The organism is Massilia sp. TWP1-3-3 (genome assembly GCF_049897805.1).
GTDB lineage: Bacteria > Pseudomonadota > Gammaproteobacteria > Burkholderiales > Burkholderiaceae_D > Telluria_A.
The window spans coordinates 40671-67203 of the sequence record NZ_JAFCWX010000001.1 but is presented as its reverse complement, the minus strand read 5'-3'; the positions used below and the strand labels follow the sequence as shown (position 1 = coordinate 67203).

Genomic DNA, 26533 nt, shown 5'->3' with positions numbered 1-26533 from the left:
CTTTGCTGCTGCGGACCCGCTGTCAGGCGGCGACCGCTCCTTCTTGCCTGAGCAGCGCTTCGAACTCTGCCGGGGGCAAGGGAACGCTGAACAGGAAACCCTGGCCATAGTCGCACCCGGCCGAGCGCAGCACGTCGTACTGCTGCTGCGTTTCAACGCCCTCGGCGATGACCTTCAGATTGAGCTTGTGCGCCATGACGATGATCGCTTCGCACAGCGCCACGTTGGCCGCGTCGTTCTCAAGGTTGTAGACGAAGGATTTGTCGATTTTCAGATAGTCGAGATCGAACTTGCGCAAATAGGACAGCGACGAATAGCCGGTCCCGAAGTCGTCCAGGGAAATCTTGATGCCGGCCTGCTGAAACGCGAGCAGCTGCTTCATGACGGCGCTGTTGGAGGCGAGCAGCAAGCCTTCGGTGATTTCGAGTCCCACTTCCGGCGTGCCCGTCCCCCGCCAAGAGGCATGCCGTCGCCCGTCAGCCAGTTCCACCAGTCTTCGCCATTGCTGTGATAGAACTGCGCCGGGGACACATTGACGTTGATGGTCAGTTCCGCGTTCCAGGCCCGGCAGCGCCGCGCCTCGGCCAGCGCCTGGTGGAACACCCAGTTGCCGATGCCGACGATCAGGCCGGTGTGCTCGGCGATGGGAATGAAGTCGGCCGGGCTGACGTCGCCCCGCTCCGGGTGCTGCCAGCGCAGCAACGCTTCCGCCTTCCGAATGCGCTCGCTCGTCATGTCGATGATCGGCTGATAGTATACGTCGAGCTGGTCGCCGTCTAGGGCGCGGCGCAACTCGTTGCTCATGGCCATGCGGGCCTGGGCCGCCTCTTGCATGCCGCTGGTGAAGTAAGTGACGCGGTTGCGGCCGTGGTCCTTGGACTGGTACATGGCCTGATCGGCGTTGCGCAACAAGTCGCCCACGGTGGTGCCATCGCGCGGGTAGAGCGTAATGCCCACACTGGCCGAAATGTAGGCCAGCTCGCCGCCCAGCCGGAACGGGCGCGCCAGGTCGTGCCGGATTTTTCGCGCGATGTCGGTCGCGGTGTGAATGTCGTGCAGTTCGCTGAGCGTGACGGTGAATTCGTCGCCGCCCAGGCGCGCCACGGTATCGGTTTCGCGCACATAGGTTTGCAGCCGTTGCCCCACCTGCTTGAGCAGCAGGTCGCCCGTAGCGTGCCCCAGCGTGTCGTTGATTTCCTTAAAGTGGTCCAGGTCGATGAACAGCAGCGCCAGCGGCAAGCCGCTGCGGTTGGCCTTTTTGATGTCCATTTCGAGGCGGTCGTGGAACACGTTGCGGTTGGGCAGGCCGGTCAAGCGGTCGACGTTTACTTCGCGCAGCGCTTGCTCGATTTGCTGGCGGTCGCGCACCTCTGTCGTCAGCGAATAAGCTTGCTGCTGCTGCAGCGCGGCGATGGTGCGGTGCAGCGTCTGCGCATTGACGCCGGGGTTGAAGCTTTCGGCCGGCAGCACGTGGCTGTGCAAGGTGCACACTTCGTTGAACATGCTGGCGTCATTGGCGCTGGGAAAAGCGTTGAGCGGGTAGACGCACAGCAGCGAAAAGGCAAAATGGCGCTGCAGATTGTTGAAATAGCGCTCGACCCGGATGGCAGCGTCATGCTTGCCCGCCGACTGCAGCGAACAGTGGCTGGTGGCACACAAGATGGCCACCATTTCGCCAAAGACATAGACCTGGCCGCCGCCATGCTCGGCAGCGTGGCGGATCACGCCGCCGATGGCATCGCGAAAGCGGTTTTCGTCAGGCATGCCAGCGTGCATGAATAGCGGTAGCATGTCATCGGCCCGCAGCGGCAGATAGGTGCCATTGCGCGCGCAGCCCTGCGCGTCGAGCAAGCCACGTGCCGCCAGCGAGCTTTCAAGCATGTGGAGATGCTCGGACGTGGCGATGGCGATGCCTTGGCTTCCGCTTGCAATGGCATTGCCGATGTAGTCGGCCAAGCCCTTGATGAGGAGAACGTCATCTTCGTAAAACTGCACCAGATGAATGGTTCATGGCACGCGCCAAAAGGAGTGAACCTTTTTAGACTATCGCGGCGGTATGGAGTTCAGTTGGATTTGGCGGGAGCGGGAACGGGAACGGCGGGAAGCGGCTCGCGCCGGCGTGTCTTGCTGACCATACCGGCGCGGTCGAACAAGACCACGTATTCGGCGAACTGGCCGCCCGCGCGTGGCGTCTGGTACAGCCACACTTCGTAACCGCTGTCGAAGGCAATGTTGCGCGTGGGGCCGAGCGCGGCCTGCACGCTTGCTTTGGTGGCGCCCGCAACCACACTGGCCGAAAAACGCTGCTCGTCAACCTGGGTGCCGGGCGGCGGCGCGCTGGTGGCGCAGGCGCCCAGGACTAGCAGGCAAGCCAGCGCCGCGGCAGAAAAAACGGGGCGCGTCATGGCTGGCCATCCATATAATCGAATTCGATGATGGTGTCGTCCGGCCAGCTGCGGTCCCACAGCGGCGCGTAGTAGCTGCGGTCGAGCAAGACCTGGCAATCGCAGAACGGCAGCGTCTCGCGCGTCTGGTCGCCGCCGGCGTACAGCATTTTGAATGGCAACACCTCGCTGCGCCCGCCGTGGCGCAGGGTGACGCTGAACACGGGACGGTCGGCAAAAAACAGGTAATTGCCATCGGCATTGCTGCACACCTGGTCGGTATTGGCCAGCGCGTTCGAGAGCCAGCCGAACATGGGCGAACTGTTGGAAATGAGGCCCGCGTCCATGCCGACCCGGCATTCCAGCCGCAGGTCGCCCAGGCGGCGGGTGCCGCTCGCCAGGCCCGGCGTTTGCACCCAGGCGCGCCAGGTCATGGAGTCGCTGCGGCGGTTGGCGATGACGGCGGCGTTTTCGCGCAGCGCCTGCTCGTTGCGCGGCAGCACAAAACTGTAGTCGGGCGCCACTGGCACCGGCACCGTCGCATTGTCGGCAAGCACGCGCAGCGTGACGCCGTCGAGCTTTGAATTGGGCAAGCGCGGCAGCACGCGAAAGCGCAGCGTGGCTGCAGGGGCCAGTGCATGTTCGCGCGCGAAGCGCTCCATGCCTTTGATCATCTTGGGGTAGGACTTGTCGACCGGATCGCGTACAAAGGGCACGTGCACGGTTTGCATTGGCGCTGCCTGCGCTTGGGCTTGGACCTGAGCTTGAGCAAGCGCCGCGCTGCCGGGCACCAGCAAGGCGAGCGCAGCGATGGCCGCGCAAGAGGCGAACCAATGCGCCACCGCGCGGAGCCGATGCGGTGCTGGCAATGAGCGCGAGTGGCGCATGGCCGTTACCAGTGACGCGGGCGGCCAGTGTCCATGTGGACAAATTGCGAGGCGGGATAATAGCCGACCCCGCCACCGTTGGCGTTCATGGCCGCCTTGTGCAGCGTGGCCAGGCTGCGCCCCGGCATGCGGATGTCGATTGCCTTGCCCTCGAGGTGCATGCTGTGCTTGGCCACGCCGTCGCTGGCGGCGGCCAGCAGGGCGTTCGATGCCGGCGAGCGGTAGCCCGAGATCACGTGCAACATGTCGTTCGGGCCCACGTTTTTGCTCACGCGCTCAAGCAGCAGCAGCAGTTGCGGGTCCATATTGGCGATGCTGTCGTTGCGGTGGTCGCGCAGCAGCTTGTTGATGTCGGCCAGCGCGTCTGGGACGAATTGACCTTCGGCCCAGAACACGCTCTTGACGCTTTCACCGGTGTGGGTGTTGTACAAGCGCAAAACGCGTTCGTTGGGCGCCGTCACCGCGGCGCGCGCCAGGGCGGGCACGCTCATTGCCGAAGCGATGACAGCGGAAGTCTTTAAGAAGGAGCGGCGTTGGTTCATGGAGAGTCCCCTGCACGTGTTCATAAGGGATCATGATAACCCCATCGGCAACTTTCTGCTGAGATTTCCGAGCAGCAATGTTCTTATTGTCAAGTATTTAACGGGCAACTTCTGTCAATTGTCGCGATTGTGCGACGCCTGCGCCTTGGCAAGACCAGTCAGAGCGCCCCGTTGTTTCCGCCGCTAACGCAGCGTCCCGCACTGCAGCTTGCACCCGGATCCATGACCGCTGAGCAATTGGACAACATGCCCGAGGCCAGGTTGTCGGCCTTGCGCCGCGCGCCGTAGGCGTCGGCCAGGCGCTGCAATTTGGCGCCGTCGGTGCCTTTGGTGGACCAGGCCAGGTAAGTTTCCGGTCCGCCGCATGCCTTGTGGCCGATTGCGACTGTCCGGCATTGTTGGGCCGCGTCGCAGGCTGCGCCGCCAATTTCGGCGCGCAACTGCTGCAGCAACGCCGTGCTGGGAGCGGGCGCCGCCGCCTGCGTGCTCACGCCGCTGCAGGCACTGCCCGCAGCGCCAAGCAGGACCGCGCCGCACAGGCGCACGACGGAAGACGAGATGTTCATGCTTGATGATCGCCCACGCTTGCCGTGTTGGCAAGCGCGGCACGCAAGAAAAGCGCTAGAACGGCGAGAGCACTGGCAGCGCGGATAATTTTTCAAGCAGAAAATCGAAACAGGCCCGCAGTCGGGGCGGCATGTGGCGCGCGCTGGGCAGCACCAGCTGGACCGGCACGGGCGCGAGCTCGTACGCGACCAGCAGGCGCTGCAGCGCGCCGCTGGCGAGCTGGTCGGCGACCTGGTACGACAGCGGCCGACCGATACCGCGCCCGGCCAGCACGGCCATCAGCATGGCGTCGATTTCATTGACCGACAGACGCGGCGTGAGGCGCACCACCTGGTCGCGAAAGCGCCATTCGGTGTTGTTGCCAAGCCCAGAGTTATAGATCACATCGTGTCCTTCAAGTTCCTGCGGGGTGGCGGGTGCGCCGCGCCGCGCCAGGTAGTCGGGACTGGCGACCAGCACGCGCGTGACTTCGCCCACCTTGCGCGCCACCATGCCAGTGTCGGGCAGGGGGCCGATGCGCACTGCCAGGTCGATGCCGTGTTCAATAAAGTCCAGATTGCGGTCGTGGAACACCATTTCCACCTGCAGCGCGGGGTGCAGGTCGAGGAACGCGATGATGGCCGGGGTCACATGGCGCCGGCCAAATACGTGCGGCGCCGTGATGCGCAACTTGCCGCGCAGCTCGGCGCTGTCTTCTTCGCGCACCGCATCCTGGTAGTCGGCCAGCACGCGCCGGGCGCTGTCGGCCAGGCGCAGGCCAGCGTCGGTGGCCGCCAGGCGGCGCGTGGTGCGCTCCACCAGCCGCGCGCCGACCCGCTCTTCGAGCGCGGCAAGCGAACGCGTCACCGACGGCGGCGAGCGCCGCAGCCGTCGCGCAGCGCCACTCAAACTGCCGGCCTCCAGAATGGCGATGAAAACTTCAAGTTCATCGATGCGGTCCATTGATTCTTCCAGTAAATGAAATAATTATTTCCACTTTAACATTATTGTGGTCAAGCCGTGAAATGGCTAGGATGGGATCTTCTTTGACAGCGGAGGCACCATGACCAATACCATCACCCTGCACGGCACCCCCTTGTCCGGCCACGTCCACCGGGTAAAACTGTTGCTCCACATGCTGGAGCTGCCCTACGCTTTTGTGGAAGCGGGCGCCGACGTGCGCGCCAGCGCCGCCTTTCGCGCCCTGAACCCGCTCGGCCAGATCCCGGTGCTGCAGGACGGCGAGCTGACCGTCTGCGACAGCAACGCGATATTGGTGTATCTGTGCAAGCGCTACGCTCCCGAAGGCAACTGGCTGCCAGACGACGCCGCCGGGGCCGCCAGCGTGCAGCGCTGGCTTTCCATTGCCGCCGGCGAACTGGCCTTCGGTCCCGCCAATGCACGCGCCATTGCCCTATGGAAGGCGCCGGGCGACCCGGCCCGCGCCGGCGCCATCGCCCAGCGTCTGCTTGGCTTTATGGAAACGCACCTGGCTGGGCGCGCATTCCTGGCAGCCGAACACGCCACCATTGCCGACCTGGCCTGCTACGGCTACGTGGCGCATGCGCCCGAGGGTGGCGTCAAGCTGGACGGCTACCCGGCGCTGCACGCCTGGCTGCAACGCGTTGAAGCGTTGCCCGGCTTTGTTCCGATGTCCGATTCGCCGCTGCCATGATCGACGCTCCCTTTCATGCCGGTGAGCTGCAGGCGCAGCAGCTGGCGGGGCAGGCGCCGGCCCGCCACGGCATTAACGAGTTCATGACCGAACAGCACCGCCTGTCTTTCGAGGCGCTGCCTTTTGTGCTGCTTGCCAGCGCCGCGCACGAGGGCTCACCGCGAGCGCAAGTGCTGTACGGCGCCCCCGGTTTCATCCATAGTCCCGATCCGCAGACGCTGGAAGTTGCGTGCAATTGCCAGCTGGCGGCGGGCGCGCAGGTGGGGTTGCTGGGGATCGATTTCGCCACCCGGCGCCGCAACCGCGCCAACCGGGTGGTGCGCAGCAATGCGCTGGGCAAGCTGGTCATCGAGGTGCGCGAAAGCTTTGGCAACTGCCCCAAGTACATCACGCCGCGCACTGTGCAAACGGCGCCGCGCTTGCCGCTCGCGCCGATCGCCTTTGAAGGGCTCAGCGAGGCGGCGCGCGCGCTGGTGGCCGCGTCCGACACTTTTTTTGTGGCCAGCAGCGGCGCCGGGCACGGGCTGGATATCTCGCACCGCGGCGGTCCGCCCGGCTTTGTGCATATTCAAGGCGACACCGAAGGCGACAGCCTGGTCATTGCCGACTTCAGCGGCAACCGCTACTTCAACACTTTTGGCAACCTGCTGCTGGACGCGCGCGCGGCGCTGCTGTTCATCGATTTTGCCTCCGGCGACGTCTTGACGCCGGCCGGCACGGTGGTCATCGCGTGGGAAGAAAACGCGCGCAGCTGGCGTTTTCGCTGCACCCAGGGGCTGCTGGCGCCGGCGGCCCTCCCATTCTGCTGGCATTAAATGCTACAGTTCAGTTGTCACAGTATAATTTGAGTCGCAGTTCCACTTTTATGGGCCCGAGCATGCCAACTGATTTGACAATGTCCTTCACGCCGGTCAACGTTCCGGTGTCGCAGCGTATCCGCGAGCGCCTGGTCGCGAGCAAGACGCGCTTTCACGCCAACGACAATATCGCGCCCTACATCGAACCGGGCGAGCTTGACGCCCTGCTTGACGAAGTGAGCGCCAAGTTGCAGGGCGTGCTCGAAAGCCTGGTCATCGATACCGTGAACGACCACAACACCCAGGACACCGGGCGCCGCGTGGCGAAGATGTTCATCAATGAAGTGTTTGGCGGTCGTTACGTCGACATGCCGCCGGTGACCGAGTTTCCCAACGCATCGCACTTGAACGAGCTGATGATCGTCGGCCCCATCACCGTGCGCAGCGCCTGCTCGCACCACCTGTGCCCGGTAATTGGCAAGGTGTGGATCGGCGTCATGCCCAACGAGCACTCGGCGCTGATCGGCCTGTCGAAGTACGCGCGCATCGCGCAGTGGATCATGGGCCGCCCGCAAATCCAGGAAGAAGCCGTGGTCCAGCTGGCCGACCTGCTGCAGGAAAAAATGCAGCCCGATGGCCTGGCCGTGGTGATGGAAGCCGATCACTTTTGCATGCAGTGGCGCGGCGTCAAGGACATGGATGCGAAAATGATCAACAGTGTCATGCACGGTTCGTTCCTCAAGGACCCGAACCTGCGGCGCGAGTTTCTCTCGCTGATCAAACGCTAACCGAACACGAAAGAGGCCACCATGCTAGTCCGACTCCTGTATGCCAGCCGTGCCGTCGGTAAGATCGATTGCGCAGCGGTCCAGAACATCATGCAAAAATCGCATGCCTACAATCCGAGCAACGGCGTGACGGGCATCTTGTGCCATAGCGAAAAGGTGTACATGCAAGTGCTCGAAGGTGGGCGCGACGCCATCAATTCGCTGTATGCCAAGATCTTGTGCGACGAGCGGCACACCGACGTGGTGCTGCTGCACTACGAAGAAATCGGCGAGCGCCATTACGCCGGCTGGACCATGGGGCAGGCCAACCTGTCCAAGGTCAATGCCTCGGTGTTGCTGCGCTTTTGCGACCTGCCCGATATCGATCCGCATGCCATGTCGGGCAAAAATTCGCTGGCGTTGATCGACGAGTTGATGGCGACCGCCACCATCGTCGGCCGCCCGTAAGAAAAGGCGGCAACGGACGGTTCGCGCCGCTTATTCGCCGCTGTTTTTCATCTGGCCGATTAGCCGGTACGCCATGAAACCGAGCACGCACACTCCCAGCAGCAGCACGCCCCACAGCATCAGCATCCGGTTGCGCGCCGCACTGCCGGCAGCGGCGGCGTCGCTCGGCGCTGCCGCCTGCACGCTGCCAGCCTTCATCTGACCTGCCACCGCCTGCTCCACCGCCTGCAATTCCGCCGCTGAAAATCCAGGCGCCACTTGCGCCACGTCCAGCGCCGCACTCTTGGCGCCAGCACGCCCGAAGACCATCGAATAAGGCCCCGGCCCACTGGCCATGAACACCAGCGTGGCCGGTAGCCACGACAGTTTCAGTTCGGGGGCCGCATCGCTTGGCGCCGATGTTGGCCGCAGCACCCAGCGCGCTTCATGCGCGTCGTCGACGATCACGTCGCCCGACTTGCGCAGCTTGCCGTCTTGCGTAATCTGGAAGAACGTGGCCTGCAGCTGCGGGCGAAATTCCCAGCGCGAGGTGCTTGCGCCTTTCAACGCGGGCAGCTCGACGTAGTTGCCAAACACCGCAGGCAGCACCACGTTCTTATCCGAAAACTGCAGGCTCATGCGGCGCACCGGAATCGCCTGGGCTGCGTTATAAACCAGGTCGCCGGCGAGCTTGCCGGGTTCCGGCTTGAGCACCACGCTGTCGAACGCGGGCGGCAGGTCGGTCAGCGTGGGCGACTCGGCCACGATGCGGGCAAACTGGATCGGCGTGCCTTCGCGCCACGACAGGCGCGCATAGCGAAACGCGCGCGGCGCAAACTCCATGCGGTTGCTGGTGAGGGTCTGGCGCTCGCTGTTGGCCAGCCAGCTCAGGCTCGCGTAGCCCAGGCTTTCCCAGCTGCGCAAATCGTCGCTCACTTCCAGCTCCACCTGCGCGTGGTAATTGGTCACGGCGTCGGGCAGCGTGAACGAGAGCGCGTCGAAGGCGGCAGGCGCGCCTTGCGCCTTGCCCATGTCGAACACCAGCGCCTCGAGACGCGCGCCGTCGGCGCCGCTCTTCAGCGGGGCGCCGTGGCGCGTCGTAATTGATGTGACCGAGGTGACCGAACCGTCGGCCGAGGTCTTGATCTCAACATCGTTCTTCACGCTTGCGGCCTGGCCGGGCGCGTTGACGGGGAACACCGTCACCGGCACTTCACGCCTGCTGGCCTGCGATTGCGCCGCTGTCTGTACCAGCGCGAACGGCAGCGCCTTGCCGCTGGCGTTGAACACCCGCAGGTCGCGCAGGTCGGCGCTGCGGGCGTTGAGGTATACCGCTTGCGGCAGGCGCAGCTGGACCACTGCGTTTTTGCCGCTGACGGTGAGCCCAATTGCGTGCGAATAGTCGGCTGCGGTGTCGCTGGCCGGCTGGGCCGCCGCCACCAACGCCCAGCAACCAGCGGCCAGCGTCAAGCTGCGCAGAATGGTCATGTTTGTCATTTATGCTCCTGAGGGTTGTGGTTCCTGCTCGCTCGGATACGGGGCCAGATAGCCGATCAGCACCATCAGCAAGCCAACGCCCACGAACGAGACAATGCGTGAAACGCTGCCGTTGCTGGCCAGGTCGATCAGGAACAGCTTGGCCACGACCAGCGCCAAAAAGCCCGCGCCCACCATCCACCAGCCGCGCGAACGGCGGCGGGTGGCGGCGCGCATGATGACCATGGCCGTCACGCTCCACACCAACGAGAGCATGGCCTGGACGAACAGCGACGCGATCAGCGCGCCGGCCTGGTAGCCGATGTCAAGGTAGTGCGCGGCGCTGCGCAGCAAAATCAGGTTGAGCCAGGCGTACGCGACGATCATGCCGGCCAGCGGCAAGCGTGCCACCAGTGCCACCAGTGCCACCAGCGCATTGCTGGCCCCGGCCAGTTGCGCGCTGTCGGCCTTGAGCATGCGGTAGCAGAACGCGCCCAGCATCAGCGCAAAAGCGGTGGTCAGGTCGAGTGGATTGAGGACCGGCACGTACGGCAGCGGCGCCATTGAACCGTCCTGGAACAGATTCCAGACGGCCGCCAGCACCAGCGACCAAATGGTCGCCGCCGGCAGCAGCAGGTGACGGTACCAGGCGGCCAGCGGCGCCGCCGGCCAGCGTTCCTGCGCGCTGCGGCGCATCAGCCACAGCACGGCGAGCATCATCGCCCACGCCGGCACGAAGTTGGCCCAGCTGCCGCTCACCTGAAAGCCGCCTTCGGCCAGCAGGCGCGCCTCGGCGCCGGCGCCGTACAGCCAGGTGCTAATCGCAATTTCGCCCACTTTCCACAGCATGATCCACGGTCCCGCGGTGCGCAGCAGGTGGATCGGCTTGAGCAAAAAGTCAGGCGTGTTCCAGCCACTGGCCGGCCACAGGCGCAGCATCAGTTCGCTGGCGGCCCAGGTCGCGCCAAAGCCGATCCAAACCAGCGCGACAGGCAGTCGCTGCTCGACAAAAAGCAGCGCAAGGACCAGCAGCGTGGCCGGGGCCAGCGCCAGCCACGCACTGGCGCTGTACAGGCGCAGCACTGGCCAGGAGAGGCGGCGCGCCAGCAAGGCAAAGCCGGCGGTGGACGCGCCGATGCACACCAGGTACCACGACCACCAGGCATGCTCGCGCATGGTGTCGGCAGCGAGCGGGGTGATCGTGAGCATCAGAAAACCCGACAACGCATTGAGGATGGGGCCGAACCACCATAACGCCGACCAGCCAAGCATCAGGCGCGAGATGCCTTCCAGGTCCTGCGCGTCGCGCGAGCGCCACAGGGTCCAACTGGTAAAAAAGGCGGCCCCGAAAATCATCAAGGCGCCCAGCAAAGCATTGTCGAACAGGCCGGCCGTCGGCTCGGTCCACGACCATTCGGTGGCGATCAGCAGCGTCAGCGCAACGCCCGACAGCACCTGTGCGACCAGTGCGAAGGTGCGGGCGCGCGCCCACTGCATGCGCGCTGCGATGACGGCCAGGATGCTCGCTGTCGCCAGGCCGCTGGCCACGAGCATATTGGCCATTGCCGTGCCGCGCTGGTGCAGGATGATTTCGGTCCAGGCGCCGGCCATGAACCAGGCAGCGGCCAGGCCAAGAAAGAGCGCGGCGGCGCGCGGGAAAGCGTGGTCGGTGCCGTTTTCATCTTTTTGGGCGCGGAAGGTGGTCGCCATGAAAAAGGCGGTGCCGGCCAAAATCAGGAAGCCGAGCCACAGGTTCGACTGTCTGGCGGCCTGCTGGTCGAGGCCACTGACGGCGCCCAGGAACGAGATCCAGCCCGCTGCTTGCACCAGCAGGCCGAACATCATCGTCAGTTTCTGGCGCTGGCGCAGGCCAACCCAGACCACGCCTGCGCCTTCGAGCGCCCAGGCGGCCGACGTCCAGCGCCCGTCCAGCGCAAACGGAATGGCCAGCGTACCGAACACGATGCCAAGCGCCAGGAACGATTCGATCAGCAGCTTGAGGCGCGATTTGCGGCGGCCCCACAGGGCCAGCGCCAGCGCGGTATAAAACCCGCCCATGGCCAGGGCCGAAAACGCGTTGCCGAAGTGGGTGCCTTGCATCAATGCGATCTGCAGGCCGAAGGCGGCCAGCGGCGTGCCGAACACCAGCGTGGCGTCGACATAGGCTTTCAGCTGGAGCGACTGGCGCATGGCCCAGACCAGGGCGATGGCGACGTAAAAGACGAAAAACAGGATCAGGAACAGCTGGGTGGAGAGGTAGTGCAGTTCCGGCACGTAGCTGCGCATGCCCCAGGCGGTGCCGATGACGAAGGTGAACGCAAAGCCGAGCAGGTTGAGCGCGCGCCAGCTGCGCTTGAGCGCAATGGCCAGGATGCCGGCGTTGAGCAGCGTGTAGTACGAAAACAGCGCCACGTGGCTGCCGCTGCCGGTGGAAGTGAGAATCGGCGAGACGAAGCCGCCGACAATGCCGAAGGCGGCCAGCCAGAAGGCGTTTTGCAGCACCGCCAGCAGGCAGGTAAAGGCAGTGAGCACGAACAGCAGGCCAAAGGCCAGGCCGGAGGGAATCAGGTGGTAGAGGCGGAAGGCGCCAAAGGTCACCAGCATCATGATTGCGAGGGCGGCGCCCTGGATCGGCAGGCTCAGGCCGCGGTGCGTCAGGCGCATGCGCCAGCCCCATACCAGCAGGCCAATGTCGGCCAGCACGATGCCGGCCAGGCGCAGTTCGATCGGCACGGTGACGTGCTCGGACGCGTATTTGAGCAGGAAGCTCACGCCAATGAACAGGATCAGCAGGCCCATCTTGGCCACCAGGTTGCCGGTAAACAGCCAGTTCTTGACGGCCTTGATCCATGCCGGCGTTTCCGCCCGTGGGTAGACGGGGCTCGGCTCGGGCAGCATTGTGGGTGCAGGTGCAGGTGCAGGTGCGGGTGCAGGTGCAGGTGCGGGTGCAGATGCGGGAATCGGCGCCGAGGCAGTGTTAGGCGCAGGGGTAGCAGCGGCCATGGCGGGCACCGGCTTTTGCGGCGCGAGCGGCGGCGGAGACAGTGGTTCCGGTTCCGACACCGGCGCAGGGGTGGGGGCAGGGATGGTTTCAGGTGCCGGTACAGGTCTGGCGCGCGGCACAAAGGAAGGCACGGGCTGCGCGGTCTTTTCAGCTTGCGCCGGCGCAGCAGCAGTCTTGAGCTTGGCCCGCACCTCGTCGAGCTCAGCTTCCAGGCGCCGATTGGCGCTCTCGAGATTGTCAAGCCGGCGCCGGACCGCCCCGGTCGCTATCAGCGCCGCCAGGAACGGATAGCCGAAGATGAATAAAATACCAAATACCGCCGCCAGAAACATACAACCCCTCTTCTTGTCATTCTGAAAAAGTTTCCAAAGAGGATTGTATACTGACGGCGGGTGCAAAAGAATAATTCTTTATTAACTTATGCTACCTTGGTTCGGTGGTATCAATCCGCGCGACCTCGGGTAGCGCGGCCCGCAGCGCACGCGCACATTACCAGTTCGATTCGCGCTCAGGTGTCGACGAAATATGGTGGATCGACAGGTCGGCACCCTGGAATTCCTGCTCGGGATCGAGCCGCAAACCCATCGTCGCCCTGAGCACGCCATAAATAGCGCAGCCGCCCGCCAGTGCAATGGCGATGCCGAGCAAAGTCCCGATCGTTTGCGAGGCAAGCGACACGCCGCCCATCCCACCGAGCGCCTTGAGGCCAAAAATGCCGGCCGCGATGCCACCCCAGGTCCCGCACAGGCCGTGCAGCGGCCAGACACCCAGCACGTCGTCGATCTTCCAGCGGTTTTGGGTGAGCGTAAACATTCCCACGAAAATGAGGCCGGCAATGGCGCCGGTGGCCAGCGCACCCAGCGGATGCATCAGGTCCGAGCCGGCGCACACGGCCACCAGGCCGGCAAGCGGGCCGTTGTAGGCATAGCCGGGATCGTTCCTGCCAGCAATCAGCGCGGCGAGCGTGCCGCCGACCATGGCCATCAGCGAGTTGACCGCCACCAGTCCGTTCATTTTTTCGAGCGTTTGCGCGCTCATGACGTTAAAACCAAACCAGCCCACCGTCAGAATCCAGGCGCCCAGCGCCAGGAAGGGAATTGACGAAGGCGGGTGGGCGGCGATGGCGCCGTTGCGCCCGTAGCGCCCGCGGCGCGCGCCGAGCAGCAGCACGGCCGGCAGCGCCACCCAGCCGCCCAGTGCATGCACCACGACGGACCCGGCAAAGTCATGGAATTCGGCGCCGAAGGCGAGCTTGAGCCAGGCCTGGAAGCCGAAGCGCTGGTTCCAGGCGATGCCCTCGAACAGTGGATAGACCAGCGCCACCAGGATAAAGGTGGCGATCAGCTGTGGATGAAATTTGGCGCGTTCGGCGATGCCGCCCGAAATAATGGCAGGAATGGCCGCGGCAAAGGTCAGCAGGAAGAAGAACTTGACCAGCTCGTAGCCGTTTTTCTGGGCCAGGATCTCGGCACCCGAAAAGAAATCGACGCCGTAAGCCACGCTGTAACCGACGAAAAAATAGGCAATGGTGGAGACGGCAAAGTCGGCAAGGATTTTGACCAGGGCGTTGACCTGGTTTTTCTTGCGAACCGTGCCCAGTTCAAGAAAAGCGAATCCTGCGTGCATGGCCAGGATCATGATGGCACCGAGCAATATAAAGAGGGCGTCGGCGCCGCTGTGAATGACGTTCATGGGATTCCCGAAAAAGGTGCAAAAGTGGAAGATAGCAGTTGCTAAGCAACAATCGTTCCAAATTGGTGCAGTAAACTAAGTCATTGTTCGTAATGAACTTTTTCTGTCCCACGCTTTCGGGTGCCCGCCGCTTGCACCAAAATGTTTGCCCCTTTTCAGTGCGCGCCGCTACCTGCGCCTGGCGCCGACGACCTTGACGTGCACGCTTTCGCCCTCGTATCCGCTTCGTCTGCCCCATTGCCGTAGCGCCGACAGGTAGCCGGTTTCCCGGGCCAATGCTTGCGGTGTGTCGCTGCGCCGGATGATGAACACCTCCAGCGTCGGCTCTTGCCTGCAAGGTCGGTCCGGCAGGGCGGCGTTCGACGCCGGGACGTCTTCGCGCACCAGCAGGCGGCAATTAAAATGCAGCAAGCCGGCGGCCAGGACCCGGCCGGCGGCTCCTTCCATGATCGTTGCGGATTTTTCAATGCAGCTATGGGGGCGGCAGCCGTGGATTAGTATTGTCCCATCCGTTAATACTTCATTCGGTGCGGGATTACCCATCGACAGGTTGATAGCATCTTTCAACAAGAAATCGTTATTCAGCGTGTCCTGGCGATCTTCACCAAACAGGGTGTTGATTTGCCTGGCGCTCATGGCGTGCAAGTCCGGTGCGGGCGCGTCCGGTACGCCGTACGCGCCCGCACCGGACATGCAGGTCAACAGGACTGCTGTAAATAACGGTGCTTTCACTGGTTTTCCTTTTTTACGACGCTGTACCGCCGGCCTGCGCCGCAATCCAGTCCAGCAATTCGCGCCCGCACACGCGAATGCGCGCCGCTTCCACCTGACGCCGCTTGTACGCCGCATGGCTGGCCGGCCCGCTCAAGCTGCGTTCGTGACTTTCTCGGTCCATCAGCTGGATTTCGTACTCGAAAAAGAAATCGACATCGCCGCCCTCGCCGTGCAGGTGGATCATCTTGCGCAGCGTGACCTGCAAGCTGTTGAAGCCACTGCCGCTGTGCGGATTGTCGCTGCGGGTTTGCGGTTCGGACAGCGCCAGCAGCTCGTCATCCATTGTTTGCAGCAGTTCGGCCGGATAAGGCCCGCTGCGGTCGAGCAGAGTGCGGTACTTGACGAAGACTTGCTTTGCCGCATCGAGGTCGAGCAGCGTATTGCGCGTGCGCTGGGGATCGATATTGGTGACCGACAGCAAATGAACCCGCTGCAGCGTATGCAGCGCGAGCAGGCATTCAAAGCGTGTCGCAAAGGTCAGCCGCACGCCCAGATGGTCGTAAATGTCGGACGCCAGGTAGGCTGCCTTTTGCAGCAGTTTCAACAGAATGCTGTCGCGTCCCTTGTTGCTTTTCTTGTCGTAATGTAGCAGCGGCAGGCAAACTTCGCCGTCGGTCAGGAAGTATTGCTCGCCATCTTTGCGGATCACTTCATCCAGGCTGGCGAACACTTGCTCGCGGATGGTGTGGAAGTGACGCAGCTTGAGGTCGCTGTCGATGTAGAAGATCCCGTGCATGACCTTGAGCACCGCGCACGACCACATGTGCAGCGCGTCATTGTGCTCCGCGCGCTGCGAGGCGTAGACCAGCAGTTGCAGCGGATCCTCGGCCAGGCGCACTTGCGCCGGCATCAGCTCGCTCTGCTTGGGTTCGAGGAAATGGGACAGGATGAAGGCGACCGCTTCGCGGTGGCCGCGCACAATGCGCGCGACCGTGGCCGCGTTCTCAAGGTCAAAGCCGTACTCGCGCGCGAACTGGCGCGCGTCGTGCATATTGCGCAGCGCCAGCGACGCCAGGTCAATGGCCGACATGCCATTGGTGATGGCAGTGAGATAGCCCCAGTTCAGCGAAAACTTGTGCTTGCTTTTGAGCGATGCAACGTGCTCCGACATAAACTGGGGCGGCGCGCTTTACTTTGTGGCGGAAAGGCAGGTTTTCATGAAGGCTTTGCGCTCCCCGCCAGTTTTGCCGGTGGCGTCGGTGTTGCAGCTTTTCATTTTTTCCTGCTGAGGCGTCATGGCCTTGACTGGCTTGGCACTAAGGCATTGCTTCATGAACGACTTGCGCTCATCGCCCTTTTTACCGCTTGCGTCGGCGTTGCAGGTGACCATCTTGTTTTGCTGCGCGGATTTGGCCGGCGCGACAGCTTCAGGGGCGGCAAAGGCGCCGCTGGACAGGGTGAGGGCGGCGATCAGGGCAAACAGTGTTTTCATATAAGTCTCCTTCAGTCGTTGAGGAATGAATGCAATTTTGCAACATCACGACTATACGATAGCCCGGCATTTTTCGCCCGTTATTTTGCGCTGCAAGCGCCGCGTCAGCGGATCACCTCCAGCTTGGTCTTTTTGCCGCCCCGGAAAGTGTAGATCGTCATGGCCGCATTGAGCAAGTCGCCTTGCGGATCGAAGCGGATGTTGCCCGTCACGCCCTGGTAGTTGATGCGCTTGATGTAGGGGGCGTAGCGCGCAGGGTCCGGCGATTTCGCTTGTTGCATGGCCGTGGCCAGCACCATCACCGCGTCGTAGGCGTGCGGCGCATAAGCCTGCAGGTCCACCTTGTAAGTCTTGCGGTAGCGCGCCACAAAGTCCGTGTAGCCCTTTTCCTGCGCCGGCGTCACGCCGCCGGCCACCGCGCAGGTGACATTGCCCTCGCCGAGCGCCTCGCCTGCCAGCAGCGGCAGTTTTTCGGAACAGATGCCGTCCCCGCCCATGAAGCGGGCCTTGAAGCCGAGCGCCTGCATTTGCTTGAGCATGGGGCCGGCGACCGCGTCCAGACCGCCATAGAACACCAGGTCAGGCGTTTTGCTCTTGAGCTGGGTGAGGATGGCGCTGAAGTCGGTGGCCTTGTCGTTGGTGAACTGGCGGCCCACGATCCGGGCCGATCCGCCGCCCGCTTTGACACCCTTGATGAATTCGTCGGCCAGGCCCTGGCCAAAGGCGGTGCGGTCGTCGATCACGCCAATGCGGCGCGCCTGCAGCTTGCCCAGCGCATAGCGCGCCAGCGTGCTGCCGATCAGGGTGTCGTTGGCGACAATGCGAAACGCCGACTTGAAGCCCTGGCGCGTGTAGACCGGCGTGGTGGCGGACGGCGTGATTTGCGGGATGGCGGCGGCGTCATAGATTTTCGAGGCTGGCACGGTGGTGCCGGAATTGAGGTGACCGACCACCCCGGCGACCTTGGCGTCAACCAGCTTTTGCGCGACCGCAGTGCCTTGCTTGGGGTCGCCGCCGTCGTCTTCGGCCATCAGCACCAGGCGCACTTTTTTGCCGTCGATGGTGAAGCCCTTGGCGTTCAAGTCTTCGATGGCCATGCGGGCGCCGTTCTCGATGTCCTTGCCCAGGTGGGCGCCGGCGCCGCTGGCGGGGGCGGCGCTGCCAATGCGGACCACGTCGTCGGCGGCGCGCGCGGTGAAGCTGGCGGCAGTCAGGCCGAGGGCGAGGGCGAGGGCGAGGGCGCGCGGGAGGGCGCGGGGGAGGGCGAAGGCGAAGTCGAAGTCGAGGGAAAGGGAGAGGGAAAAGGAAAGGGACAGCGGGGAAAAGGTCGCGCGCATGGGATCCTTGGCATCGGTGTGCGGCTGGCAGGCCGTGACCCCTGATTGTAGCGTGGCGCTCTGCACGCGGCGCCCGGTACGCCGGCGCACCGCCACACCCTGGCAACGCGGACCTTGCGCTGCAGGAAACTGCTGTTGGCGGCGCCGCTTAACCGGGCAAGCGCTGGGCGTCGATATGCTCGCGCAGCTGGGCCAGGCTGGCCTGGGTGTAGTCTTTGTTCAAGTCCCAGGCGAGCAGCGGCTTGAGTTGCGGGTCGAGCAACTGGCGCAGCAAGCCGAGAAATTCGGGACTGGCGATCAGGGCAACGTGCTGGAAGCGGCCTTGCTGTTGCCCTGCAGCAAGGCGGCAATGGCGCTGCGGGCGAACAGTTCGGTCTCATGTTCGGTGGGCGTTTGCGGCGGCTCGTACGCCTTGTTGGGCAGGGCGCCGCCGGTGTTGTGGATGCTGTTTCCCGCCGACGTTGGTCCCAGGCGGTCCGTTTCGGTCTCGGCCGTGCGCAGCCGAACGGCAGCGTTGACCATGTCGTCGATTTCATCAAGGGCGCCGTTGGCGCCTGCGCGTGAAAAAAGACGGGCGCGGGAAGCGTTGGCGACGACGATCCAGGTATGGTCCAAGGCGGCTCCAGGCAAGTTGGCTAGAGGTTAGAGTGGGTTGAGGGCGCTTATGTTCCCGCGCTGCCGCAATTTTTGTGCAGCGCATGGGACGTGCCATGCAGCTGTTACAGGGCCGGCAGATAGTGGGTTTCGAGCATTTTCTCGAACGCTGCAATCGGTACCGGCTTGCTGAACAAATAGCCCTGGTAGGCGGTGCAACCGTGCAGCTGCAAAAAGTCCAGCTGCGCCTGCGTTTCCACCCCTTCGGCAATCACATGAAAATGAAAATTGCGCGCCAGGTCAATGATGGTCTTGACCATCACCGCATCGGTCGCATCGGTGGTGATGTCGCGCACGAAACTTTGGTCGATCTTGATCTGGTCCAGCGGCAGTTGCTTCAGATACGACAGCGACGAGTAGCCAGTGCCGAAGTCGTCCATCGACAAACTTACGCCCAGGGCGCGCAGCGCCACCATCTTGGTGACCATGTCGGCCACGTCGTTGAGCACCACGCTCTCGGTCAATTCCAGCTTGAGCCGGGCGGCGTCAAAGGCGTGGCGTCCCAGCAGCGCGGCCAGCGCCGGGACAAAATCGCTCTGGTGGAACTGGCGCGCACTGACGTTGACGGCCAGCGTCAGGTGCTGCAGGCGCGCGTCGCGGTGCCAGCGCGCCAGCTGGGCGCAGGCGGTGGCCAGCACCCAGTCGCCAATGTCGAGAATGAGCGAGCTTTCTTCGGCGATCGGGATGAATTGCAGCGGCGAGACGGCGCCGCGGGTCGGATGGGTCCAGCGCGCCAGCGCTTCGGCCCCCAGCGCGCGGGCGTCGGCGTCGATCTGCACTTGGTAATGCAGGCTCAGTTCGCCGCGCCCGACCGCGTGGCGCAGGTCGGCCTCCAGCGCGGCGTGGGTTTCAACCGCCAGCTGCATGGCGGCGCTGAAAAAGCGCATGGTGTTGCGCCCGGCATCCTTGGCCTTGTACATGGCCATGTCGGCCTGGCGCAGCAGCACGTCGGCACTCTCGCCATTGCCCACGAACAGGCTTACGCCGATGCTGGGCGAACTGTGGTGCGCGCTGCCCTTGAGGTAAAACGGGGTGGTGAGCGCGCGCCGGATTTTCTCGGCCACCAGGGCGCTCGACTGCGAAGCGGCTTCCACGCCAGGGTCCAGTTCCCCCAGCAATACGGCGAATTCGTCGCCCCCGATGCGCGCGACAGTGTCGGTTTCACGCACGCAGCCGAGGATGCGCTGCGCCACCTGCATCAGCATCTGGTCGCCCACGGCGTGCCCGAGCACGTCGTTGATGGCCTTGAATTTGTCCAGATCGATGAACATCACCGCACCGTAATGCAGGCTGCGGGCCGAGGTGGCCGTCGCTACCTGCAGCCGGTTCATCAACAGGTGCCGGTTCGCCAGGCCGGTGAGCGAATCGAAAAACGCCAGATGATGGATTTTTTCCTCGGCCTGCCTGCGCGGCGAAATATCGTCGAAATTGACGACCACCTGGCGCAGCACGCCCTGGCCGTCGAATTCGGGAAATGCGTGCACCAGCAGCCAGACCACCCGCAGCGTCTGGTCGCGCCGCACGCCCACCACCAGCGCTTCGAGCGGCTCGCTGCTGCGGATGACGCGACTGACGGGGTAATCTTGCGGCGCAATCGGCGCGCCTTGCTCGTCGACAAAGCACCAGGCGACATCGAGCGCAACCTTGCCGCGCATTTGCTCCGGCGACAGGCCAAGCAGCGCCGAGGCGTGCGGGTTGCAGTAGATGACGCTGGTGTCGGGGGCGTGCACCACGATGGCGGTGTGCAGGTTGCGCAGCAGTTCGCGGTGCTCGCGTTCGCTTTCGACGAGCTGGCGCTGCTGCTCGGCGATCTGCTCTTCGTGGCGGCGCCGCTCGTCGATATTGAAGGTGACGCCGATCAGCCTGTGTCCGCGCACACCCGTGTCGTCCCCCATGATCTTGCCGTGGTTGGCGTACCACACCCATTGCCCGGCGCTGGAGCGCAGGCGAAACTGGCAGCGGTAAGTTGACGTAACGCCGGCCAGGTGCTCGGCCAGCGCGCTCTTGACGCCGGCCACGTCGTCGGGATGGACCAGCAGGAACAGGTCGTCGATGCAGGCAGCCGCTTCCCCGTCGGTGTAGCCGAGCTCGGCAAAAATCTTGGCTGCCTTGCGCGTCACGGCGCCCGTGACGAGATCGTTCTCCCACAGGTCCATGCCCGCAGCTTCCATCACCAGCTCGAGGCGTTGCTTGCCGTATTCGCCATCGTCCCGCGCCATTTGCTGTCCTTGAAAATTGATGTCCCGCGTGTGCCAGTGTAAGCCAGAAGTGACAATCAATGCGCTACAGTAATGTGCTTGAAGCCTGCAAATTTCACGGCGCTGTGCACTCTGCTCCGGTTTTTTTGCACTCGCGCCCTGCGACGGTTGGCAATGTCCTGCCTACCTGTTAAAATTTTGAAAATAGATGTCCAGATGAAACTTCTCCTGCTTGTATGAATTTTTTAGCAAGCTTGGTCTCGCGAAGACCAGGCTATCCGGGCCGGCTGCGGCACGCCTAATCACTCTTACACAACGACAGGGGACGCACCCGATGACAAGACAGTCTGGGCGATGTATGCGGGCGTTGCCAGCTGCTTTGATGTGCGTGTTTTCGGGCGCTGCGGCGCAGCAGCCGTCCGCAGCGGTCAACGCGCCGGCGCTGGCCAAAGTGCTCGACGTGCTCGACGGGGTCGAAGTGATCGTCACGGCGCAGCGCAGCGCGGCGCCCGCCTCCAAAACGCCGGTCTCGATGTCGGTGCTGGGCGAGGCCACCCTGGCGCGGGCCGCAATCGACAACCCCGCCGCGATCGGTGCGCGCCTTCCCAACGTGCATATCGATGGCGCCGCCGACGGCTTGCGCATTACCATGCGCGGTGTGTCGAACAACGACACCAGCGAAAAGGGCGACCCGTCGGCCGCCTTCATGCTTGACGGTATATATATAGCGCGCCCGCAAAGCATGAACGTCAGCATGTTCGACCTGGCGCGCGTCGAGGTGCTGCGCGGCCCGCAAGGCACGCTGTACGGACGCAATGCAACGGCCGGCGTCGTCAACGTGGTCTCGAACACGCCCGCCGGTCAGCTGGAAGGCGCGGCCAGCATCGCCCTTGGCAACTATGCCAGCCGCGATGCCAGCGCCATGCTCAATGTGCCGGTGTCGGCAACACTGGCCTTGCGCGCCGCGCTTGCCTACAACAAGCATGGCAGCTACCTGATCAACGGCCAAGGCACCGGCTTTGGTCTGGGACTGGACCGCGACGAGCGCGCCGCGCGCCTGTCGGCCAGGCTCGCGCTCGGCCCGGCGGCGGCGCTGGTGCTGCGCTACGACAGCGCCACCCAGGACCAGAACAAGGACAGCATCGTCCCCGAATCGAATTTTTATGCGCGCGACGCCGCCGGCCATCCGGTCTGGGTTGGCGGCAACGCAAACGCCCGTCTGACCAATGCTTTTGCGCCGCCCAACGCGCCACTGCAGCAGGGCGCAAGCCGCGGCAAGACGTCCGGCCTGGGCGCACAGCTCGACTGGAACCTGGGGCCGTACAGCGTGCACTACCTCGGTTCGCACCGTCATTTTGCGCACGACTACCGCGTCAACTACTATTACCGCATCGCCCCCGCGTTCGCGATCGGCGTGCGCGCGGGCTACAGCGGCCAGTACCGGCAGGACTCGCACGAGTTGCGCGTTGCTACCGCGGCCAAGGGACCGCTCACCGCGCAGGCCGGTATTTACTACTTCCGCGAAAAATCGGACCTGCGCGCCGATTTCCGCGACCTGGAACTGCTCGGTCTGCCGCCTTACTACCTGTTCCACCAGGGCCCGACCGTGGCCGTCGGCAAGGCGCTGTTCGGGCAGGCAACGTGGGCGTTCACCGAACGCGCGCGCCTGACCTTCGGCGCGCGCTATTCGGACGACGGCAAGTCGCGCCTGGGCAGCACCAGTTTCCAGCAAGGCCCCGCATTTAACGCGGCAACCGACTTCAGCCTGCCGAATGCAGCATCGCTGGACACGCACAAGACGACCTGGCGCCTGGGGGGAGAATGGGACCTGGGCGCGCGCACCTTGTTGTACGCAAGCGTTTCCACCGGTTACAAGGCCGGCGGCTTCAATGACGGCTGCCGCGCCGGTTCCAGCGCCGACGGCATCGCCTGCCCGGCCGTGCTGGCGGTGCCCGAAGCGGCGCTGCTGTACCAGCCAGAAACGCTGACATCCTGGGAAGCCGGCGTCAAGACCAGCTTTTGGGGCAACAAGGCAAGTCTGCAAGCGAGCGCCTTCCATTATGACTACGCCAATTTGCAGCTGTCGGGCGTGGTGGTGATCTCCGGCGCGCCGCGCTTTACGACCACCAATGCCGGCCAGGCAAAGGTCACGGGGTTCGAACTTGAAGGCCAGCTGCGGCCAAGCGCGGCCGACAGCATCAGCTATGCGCTGGCGCTGCTCGACGCCCACTACGACGCCTACCTGCCGGACGGCGTCACGTCGTGGGCCGGCAAAAAGCTCGACCGCGCGCCGCGCGCGAGCGTCACATTCGGCTACGAGCATACCTTTGGCCTGCAGGCGGCGCAGCTCACTGCGGGGATGTTTTCGCGCACCAGCGCCGCTTACTTCATCAGCGTGCCGAGCCAGTTGCTGCAGTACCGCGTGCCACGCCGCACGCAAAGCGACATCAGCGTTGGGTACCGGCCGCAGCAGGGCGCATGGAGCCTGCATGCGCACGTGAAAAACCTCCAGAACAAGGTCGCGCCGATCGCCATCGACAGCTTTGGCATGGTCCAGCCAAGCGATCCGCGCACCTGCGGGGTGCGCCTGGACTACCGCTTTTAGGGGCGACATGGCAACGCCGATCTTCAACCGTCGACAGGACGCCGGCTTGACGCGGCTGTTGGCCCTGGCGCTGGCCTGCCTGATATGGCTGGCCGTGCCGCCGGCCGCTGCCTCGCCGGCCGCGGCCCCGCTGCTGCTGCAGGACCAGGACGCCCAGATTGACGCCTGGCCCGCCGTGCGGGTGCTGTACGACGCCGGCGGGCAGCTCACGCCGGCCGCCGCGCTGGCCAAGGCCGGCGCTTTCGCCGCGCCCACCTCGGCCTACGCCACGCTGGGTGTGCGCGAGGAAGTGGTGTGGCTGCGCATTCCCGTGGTGGTGGCGCCCGCCGGCGATGGCCGCTGGATCATGAACATCGATTACGCGCTGCTCAATCGCGTGGACTTGTATGTCATCGATGGCGGCAAGCTCACGCGCCATACCGCGCTGGGCAGCCTGCGCGACAATTCGGCAGCGTCGCTGGCCGGGCGCACGCCGGCCAGCATGCTTGAACTAACGCCCGGCACCAGTTACGTTCTGCTGCTGCGGGTCGAAAACTCGGGCGCCAAGATCTTGCCGATCCGCCTGTCTAAGCCCTACGCCTTTCATGCCACGGCCATGAACGAGCAAATGCTGCAGGGGCTGCTGATCGGCTTGAGCGTTTGCCTGCTGTTGTACAGCCTGGCGCAGTGGGTCAACCTGCGCTCGCCGCTGTTTGCCAAATATGCGCTGATGGTGGCGGGGCTGAATCTGTTCACGATCGAGTTTTTCGGCATCGGCACCCAGTACCTGTGGAAGAACAATCTGTGGATGACCGTGCATTGCGGCGGCATTTTCGCGCTGATGGCGTCATGCGGCGCTTACCTGTTTGTCGAGCAGGCCTTGGCGCGCCCCGGCAAGGACCACGTGTTCAGCTGCCTCATGAAAACCGGCGCGGTCCTGACGGTGCTCGCCGCGCTCGCCTATGGCCTGGACCTGGTCAGCGTGGCTCAACTGGTGCTGATCGTCAGCACGCTGGGCTTGATGCCGATGCTGCTCGGGCTTCCGGGCGCCTTTCTGCGCGCGCGCCGCGGCGACACGGTCGGCACATATTTTTTAGTCGGTTGGGCGATCAGCTTTGTCGCTTCGCTGACAGTGGCGCAGGTCATCTCGGGCAGGGTGGGGGCGACCTTCTGGACCATGCATGTGGGCCAGTTCGGCAATACGCTCGACATGCTGATCTTCATGCGCATCCTGGGTATGCGCAGCAAAGCCGCGCAAGAGGCGATGTTGCGCGCCGAAGCGGCAAGCCGCCTCAAGTCGGATTTCTTGGCCAATATGAGCCATGAAATCCGCACGCCGATGAACGCGATTATCGGCATGAGCCGGCTGGCCCTGATGACCAGCCCGAACGCCACGCAGCGCAACTACCTGGCCAAGATCCACGGCGCCGGCGAGCACCTGCTGGGCATCATCAATGACATTCTCGATTTTTCCAAGATCGAAGCGGGCAAGCTCAGTGTCGAATCGGTGGCCTTCAAGCTCGCCGACATTTTCGAGCACTTGTCGAGCATGACGGTCATCAAGACCGATGCGTCGCGCGTGGAGCTGGTGTTTCGGGTGGGGCGCGACGTGCCTTCCACGCTGGTGGGCGACCCGCTGCGCCTGGGCCAGGTGCTGATCAACCTGACCAACAACGCCGTCAAGTTCACTGAAAAAGGCGACATCGTCGTCGCCGTTGACGTCGCCGAGCGCTTGGACGATGCCTTGGTGCTGCGCTTTAGCGTGACCGATACCGGCATTGGCATGGACCACGAGCAGCAGGCCCGGTTGTTCCAGTCGTTCAGCCAGGGCGACGGCTCGATCACGCGCCGCTACGGGGGCACCGGGCTTGGCCTGTCGATCTCCAGGCAACTGGTGGAACTGATGAAAGGGACGATTGCGGTCAGCAGCACGCCGGGCGTGGGTAGCCGCTTCAGCTTTACCGTGCAGCTGGGAATCGGCAGCGACGCCGTGGTGCCGCTGGCCACTCCCGTGGCGCTGCTGCACCAGGTGCGCGTGTTGGTGGTCGACGACAGCGTGACGGCCGCCGATGCGCTGGTCGAGATGCTCGGCTCGTTCGGCATCAATGCGCAGTCGGCCCATTCAGGCGAGCGCGCGCTCGAGATGCTGGCCGCTGCGGTGGAGGCGGGCACGCCGTACCACGCGGTGCTGATGGACTTCATGATGCCGGGCTGGGATGGGATCGAAACGATCCGCCGGATTCGCGGCGATGCGCGCTTTGCGGCGCCGCCGTCGATCCTGATGGTGAGCGCCCTTACGCGCGAAGACATGGTCCGCGCCGACGCCGACGCCGACGCCAACGCCAACGCCAACGCCAACGCCCACGCCCAGCTGCAGCCGGACGGTTTTTTGTCCAAGCCGGTGGGGCCGTCGCTCTTGTATCACAGCCTGCTGCAGGTGCTGCGCCCCGAGCTGGGCGAGGCGCAGGGCGAGCCGGGACGCGTGGGGCCGCGCGTGCCCGATTTGTCGGGCTTGAACGGTGCGCGCATTTTGCTGGTGGAAGACAACGCCAATAACCGCGAAGTAGCGCTCGACTTTCTGGCTGCCGCCGCCATGCAGGTGGACGTTGCCATGCATGGCGCCGACGCGGTGCGCATGGTGCGCGAGCACGACTACGACCTGGTCCTGATGGACATCGCCATGCCCGACATCGACGGCTTGGCCGCCACCCGCAAGATCCGCGCGCTGGGGCACCGCAACGAGGTGCCGATTGTCGCCATGACGGCGCACGCGATGGCGGGCGACCGCGAGCAAAGTCTGGCGGCCGGCATGAACGATCATGTGACCAAGCCGATCGACCCGGAACACCTGTTTCGCACGCTGCTCAAGTGGATTGACCCGGCGCGCCTGGCCGGGCGCCGCGCCGTGGAGAACGCAAGAGCGGCGGTCGCGGGCGCGGACGGCATGCCGGCGCCGGTGCCCGGCATTGAGTGGGATAAAGCGCTGGCCGACGTGGACGGCAGCCTGCCGCGCCTGCACAAGCGCCTGCGCAGCTTTCTGCGCGAGTACGCGCGCGCGCCGCAAGTGGTGCGCGACGCCGTCGCGAGCGGTCGCTACGATGCGCTCGAGCGCCTGGCGCACAACCTCAAGTCAAGCGCCGTGTACGTGGGCGCGAGCGCGCTGTCGGCCATGTCGAACACGGTCGAACAGGCGCTGCGCGCCGGGCGATCCGAACAGGCGGCCGCGCTCGCGCCCGAACTGATTGAGTTGCTCGACACGCTGCTCGCGGCGTTGGCTGACGTACGCGCTCAACCTGCAGACGCAGACCGAGGGGAGTAGCGAGCCTGTGCGAGAATG

The 26533-nt window shown here is 64.2% G+C and carries 21 protein-coding genes and 1 pseudogene; 6 read left to right on the top strand and 16 right to left on the bottom strand.

Going from position 1 to position 26533, the window contains the following annotated elements; genetic code table 11:
• Positions 1–22: 22 nt before the first annotated feature.
• From ACP7D4_RS00300 to ACP7D4_RS00270, 7 genes are all read right to left on the bottom strand, one after another.
• Positions 23–433: an EAL domain-containing protein gene (locus ACP7D4_RS00300; RefSeq protein ID WP_426207465.1), complete on the bottom strand. Its 411-nt coding sequence runs from the start codon at positions 431–433 to the stop codon at positions 23–25.
• Positions 379–1995 carry a diguanylate cyclase domain-containing protein gene (locus ACP7D4_RS00295; protein WP_426207464.1) on the bottom strand — a complete coding sequence of 539 codons (1617 nt, stop codon included), beginning with the start codon at positions 1993–1995 and terminating at the stop codon, positions 379–381. Before ACP7D4_RS00295 ends, ACP7D4_RS00300 begins: the two co-directional genes overlap by 55 nt.
• 68 nt (positions 1996–2063) lie before the next feature.
• On the bottom strand, positions 2064–2405 hold the full coding sequence (locus ACP7D4_RS00290) for a hypothetical protein (protein ID WP_426207463.1): 342 nt from the start codon (positions 2403–2405) through the stop codon (positions 2064–2066).
• Positions 2402–3115, bottom strand: a complete 714-nt coding sequence (locus tag ACP7D4_RS00285) for a hypothetical protein (protein WP_426103546.1) — start codon at positions 3113–3115, stop codon at positions 2402–2404. Before ACP7D4_RS00285 ends, ACP7D4_RS00290 begins: the two co-directional genes overlap by 4 nt.
• A 161-nt stretch (positions 3116–3276) precedes the next feature.
• Positions 3277–3813: a DUF882 domain-containing protein gene (locus ACP7D4_RS00280; protein WP_426103547.1), complete on the bottom strand. Its 537-nt coding sequence runs from the start codon at positions 3811–3813 to the stop codon at positions 3277–3279.
• Between the two features lie 158 nt (positions 3814–3971).
• A complete protein-coding gene (locus ACP7D4_RS00275) occupies positions 3972–4379 on the bottom strand; it encodes a hypothetical protein (protein ID WP_426207462.1) in 408 nt (135 codons plus the stop codon).
• A 55-nt stretch (positions 4380–4434) separates the two neighbouring features.
• Positions 4435–5322 (bottom strand): LysR family transcriptional regulator, encoded by an 888-nt coding sequence (locus ACP7D4_RS00270; protein WP_426207461.1) that lies wholly within the window; start codon positions 5320–5322, stop codon positions 4435–4437.
• 100 nt (positions 5323–5422) lie between these two features.
• Between ACP7D4_RS00270 and ACP7D4_RS00265 the strand changes: the two genes are divergently transcribed.
• From ACP7D4_RS00265 to ACP7D4_RS00250, 4 genes are all read left to right on the top strand, one after another.
• On the top strand, positions 5423–6034 hold the full coding sequence (locus ACP7D4_RS00265; RefSeq protein ID WP_426207460.1) for a glutathione S-transferase family protein: 612 nt from the start codon (positions 5423–5425) through the stop codon (positions 6032–6034).
• Positions 6031–6849, top strand: coding sequence for a pyridoxamine 5'-phosphate oxidase family protein (locus ACP7D4_RS00260; RefSeq protein WP_426207459.1), 819 nt, complete (start codon positions 6031–6033; stop codon positions 6847–6849). The genes ACP7D4_RS00265 and ACP7D4_RS00260 overlap by 4 nt, the downstream gene beginning before the upstream one ends.
• Positions 6850–6911: 62 nt before the next feature.
• The gene (folE, locus tag ACP7D4_RS00255; protein ID WP_426103552.1) at positions 6912–7619 is read left to right on the top strand and encodes a GTP cyclohydrolase I; all 708 of its coding nucleotides are present in this window, start codon (positions 6912–6914) and stop codon (positions 7617–7619) included.
• Between the two features lie 21 nt (positions 7620–7640).
• Positions 7641–8066, top strand: coding sequence for a BLUF domain-containing protein (locus ACP7D4_RS00250; RefSeq protein ID WP_426103553.1), 426 nt, complete (start codon positions 7641–7643; stop codon positions 8064–8066).
• Between the two features lie 30 nt (positions 8067–8096).
• Here the strand turns inward: ACP7D4_RS00250 and ACP7D4_RS00245 are convergent, their stop codons facing one another.
• From ACP7D4_RS00245 to ACP7D4_RS00205, 9 genes and pseudogenes are all read right to left on the bottom strand, one after another.
• Positions 8097–9542 carry a DUF3999 family protein gene (locus tag ACP7D4_RS00245; RefSeq protein ID WP_426207458.1) on the bottom strand — a complete coding sequence of 482 codons (1446 nt, stop codon included), beginning with the start codon at positions 9540–9542 and terminating at the stop codon, positions 8097–8099.
• Entirely contained in the window at positions 9543–12857 is a 3315-nt protein-coding gene (locus ACP7D4_RS00240) for a DUF2339 domain-containing protein (protein WP_426207457.1), read from the bottom strand.
• A 157-nt stretch (positions 12858–13014) separates the two neighbouring features.
• Positions 13015–14217, bottom strand: coding sequence for an ammonium transporter (locus tag ACP7D4_RS00235; protein WP_426103556.1), 1203 nt, complete (start codon positions 14215–14217; stop codon positions 13015–13017).
• Positions 14218–14385: 168 nt separating this feature from the next.
• Positions 14386–14919 (bottom strand): hypothetical protein, encoded by a 534-nt coding sequence (locus ACP7D4_RS00230; protein ID WP_426207456.1) that lies wholly within the window; start codon positions 14917–14919, stop codon positions 14386–14388.
• A 43-nt stretch (positions 14920–14962) separates the two neighbouring features.
• Positions 14963–16102, bottom strand: coding sequence for a TIGR04552 family protein (locus ACP7D4_RS00225; RefSeq protein WP_426103558.1), 1140 nt, complete (start codon positions 16100–16102; stop codon positions 14963–14965).
• 18 nt (positions 16103–16120) lie between these two features.
• Positions 16121–16423: a PsiF family protein gene (locus ACP7D4_RS00220; protein WP_426103559.1), complete on the bottom strand. Its 303-nt coding sequence runs from the start codon at positions 16421–16423 to the stop codon at positions 16121–16123.
• A 104-nt stretch (positions 16424–16527) separates the two neighbouring features.
• Complete coding sequence (locus ACP7D4_RS00215) at positions 16528–17760, bottom strand: branched-chain amino acid ABC transporter substrate-binding protein (RefSeq protein WP_426207455.1); 1233 nt, start codon at positions 17758–17760, stop codon at positions 16528–16530.
• A 148-nt stretch (positions 17761–17908) separates the two neighbouring features.
• Positions 17909–18375, bottom strand: a pseudogene (locus ACP7D4_RS00210) (host attachment protein).
• Positions 18376–18479: 104 nt separating this feature from the next.
• Positions 18480–20633, bottom strand: a complete 2154-nt coding sequence (locus ACP7D4_RS00205) for a putative bifunctional diguanylate cyclase/phosphodiesterase (RefSeq protein ID WP_426103561.1) — start codon at positions 20631–20633, stop codon at positions 18480–18482.
• A gap of 337 nt (positions 20634–20970) precedes the next feature.
• On the opposite strand from ACP7D4_RS00205, the gene ACP7D4_RS00200 reads away from it, so the two are divergent.
• Positions 20971–23217, top strand: a complete 2247-nt coding sequence (locus ACP7D4_RS00200) for a TonB-dependent receptor (protein ID WP_426207454.1) — start codon at positions 20971–20973, stop codon at positions 23215–23217.
• Between the two features lie 7 nt (positions 23218–23224).
• The gene (locus ACP7D4_RS00195) at positions 23225–26515 is read left to right on the top strand and encodes a response regulator (protein WP_426207453.1); all 3291 of its coding nucleotides are present in this window, start codon (positions 23225–23227) and stop codon (positions 26513–26515) included.
• Positions 26516–26533 lie beyond the last annotated feature (18 nt).

Coding starts and splice junctions, on each gene's coding strand:
- ACP7D4_RS00290 (WP_426207463.1), bottom strand. CDS start 2,405: ATGACGCGCCCCGTTTTTTCTGCCGCGGCGCTGGCTTGCCTGCTAGTC.
- ACP7D4_RS00285 (WP_426103546.1), bottom strand. CDS start 3,115: ATGCAAACCGTGCACGTGCCCTTTGTACGCGATCCGGTCGACAAGTCC.
- ACP7D4_RS00280 (WP_426103547.1), bottom strand. CDS start 3,813: ATGAACCAACGCCGCTCCTTCTTAAAGACTTCCGCTGTCATCGCTTCG.
- ACP7D4_RS00275 (WP_426207462.1), bottom strand. CDS start 4,379: ATGAACATCTCGTCTTCCGTCGTGCGCCTGTGCGGCGCGGTCCTGCTT.
- ACP7D4_RS00270 (WP_426207461.1), bottom strand. CDS start 5,322: ATGGACCGCATCGATGAACTTGAAGTTTTCATCGCCATTCTGGAGGCC.
- ACP7D4_RS00265 (WP_426207460.1), top strand. CDS start 5,423: ATGACCAATACCATCACCCTGCACGGCACCCCCTTGTCCGGCCACGTC.
- ACP7D4_RS00260 (WP_426207459.1), top strand. CDS start 6,031: ATGATCGACGCTCCCTTTCATGCCGGTGAGCTGCAGGCGCAGCAGCTG.
- folE (WP_426103552.1), top strand. CDS start 6,912: ATGCCAACTGATTTGACAATGTCCTTCACGCCGGTCAACGTTCCGGTG.
- ACP7D4_RS00250 (WP_426103553.1), top strand. CDS start 7,641: ATGCTAGTCCGACTCCTGTATGCCAGCCGTGCCGTCGGTAAGATCGAT.
- ACP7D4_RS00245 (WP_426207458.1), bottom strand. CDS start 9,542: ATGACAAACATGACCATTCTGCGCAGCTTGACGCTGGCCGCTGGTTGC.
- ACP7D4_RS00240 (WP_426207457.1), bottom strand. CDS start 12,857: ATGTTTCTGGCGGCGGTATTTGGTATTTTATTCATCTTCGGCTATCCG.
- ACP7D4_RS00235 (WP_426103556.1), bottom strand. CDS start 14,217: ATGAACGTCATTCACAGCGGCGCCGACGCCCTCTTTATATTGCTCGGT.
- ACP7D4_RS00225 (WP_426103558.1), bottom strand. CDS start 16,102: ATGTCGGAGCACGTTGCATCGCTCAAAAGCAAGCACAAGTTTTCGCTG.
- ACP7D4_RS00220 (WP_426103559.1), bottom strand. CDS start 16,423: ATGAAAACACTGTTTGCCCTGATCGCCGCCCTCACCCTGTCCAGCGGC.
- ACP7D4_RS00215 (WP_426207455.1), bottom strand. CDS start 17,760: ATGCGCGCGACCTTTTCCCCGCTGTCCCTTTCCTTTTCCCTCTCCCTT.
- ACP7D4_RS00205 (WP_426103561.1), bottom strand. CDS start 20,633: ATGGCGCGGGACGATGGCGAATACGGCAAGCAACGCCTCGAGCTGGTG.
- ACP7D4_RS00200 (WP_426207454.1), top strand. CDS start 20,971: ATGCGGGCGTTGCCAGCTGCTTTGATGTGCGTGTTTTCGGGCGCTGCG.
- ACP7D4_RS00195 (WP_426207453.1), top strand. CDS start 23,225: ATGGCAACGCCGATCTTCAACCGTCGACAGGACGCCGGCTTGACGCGG.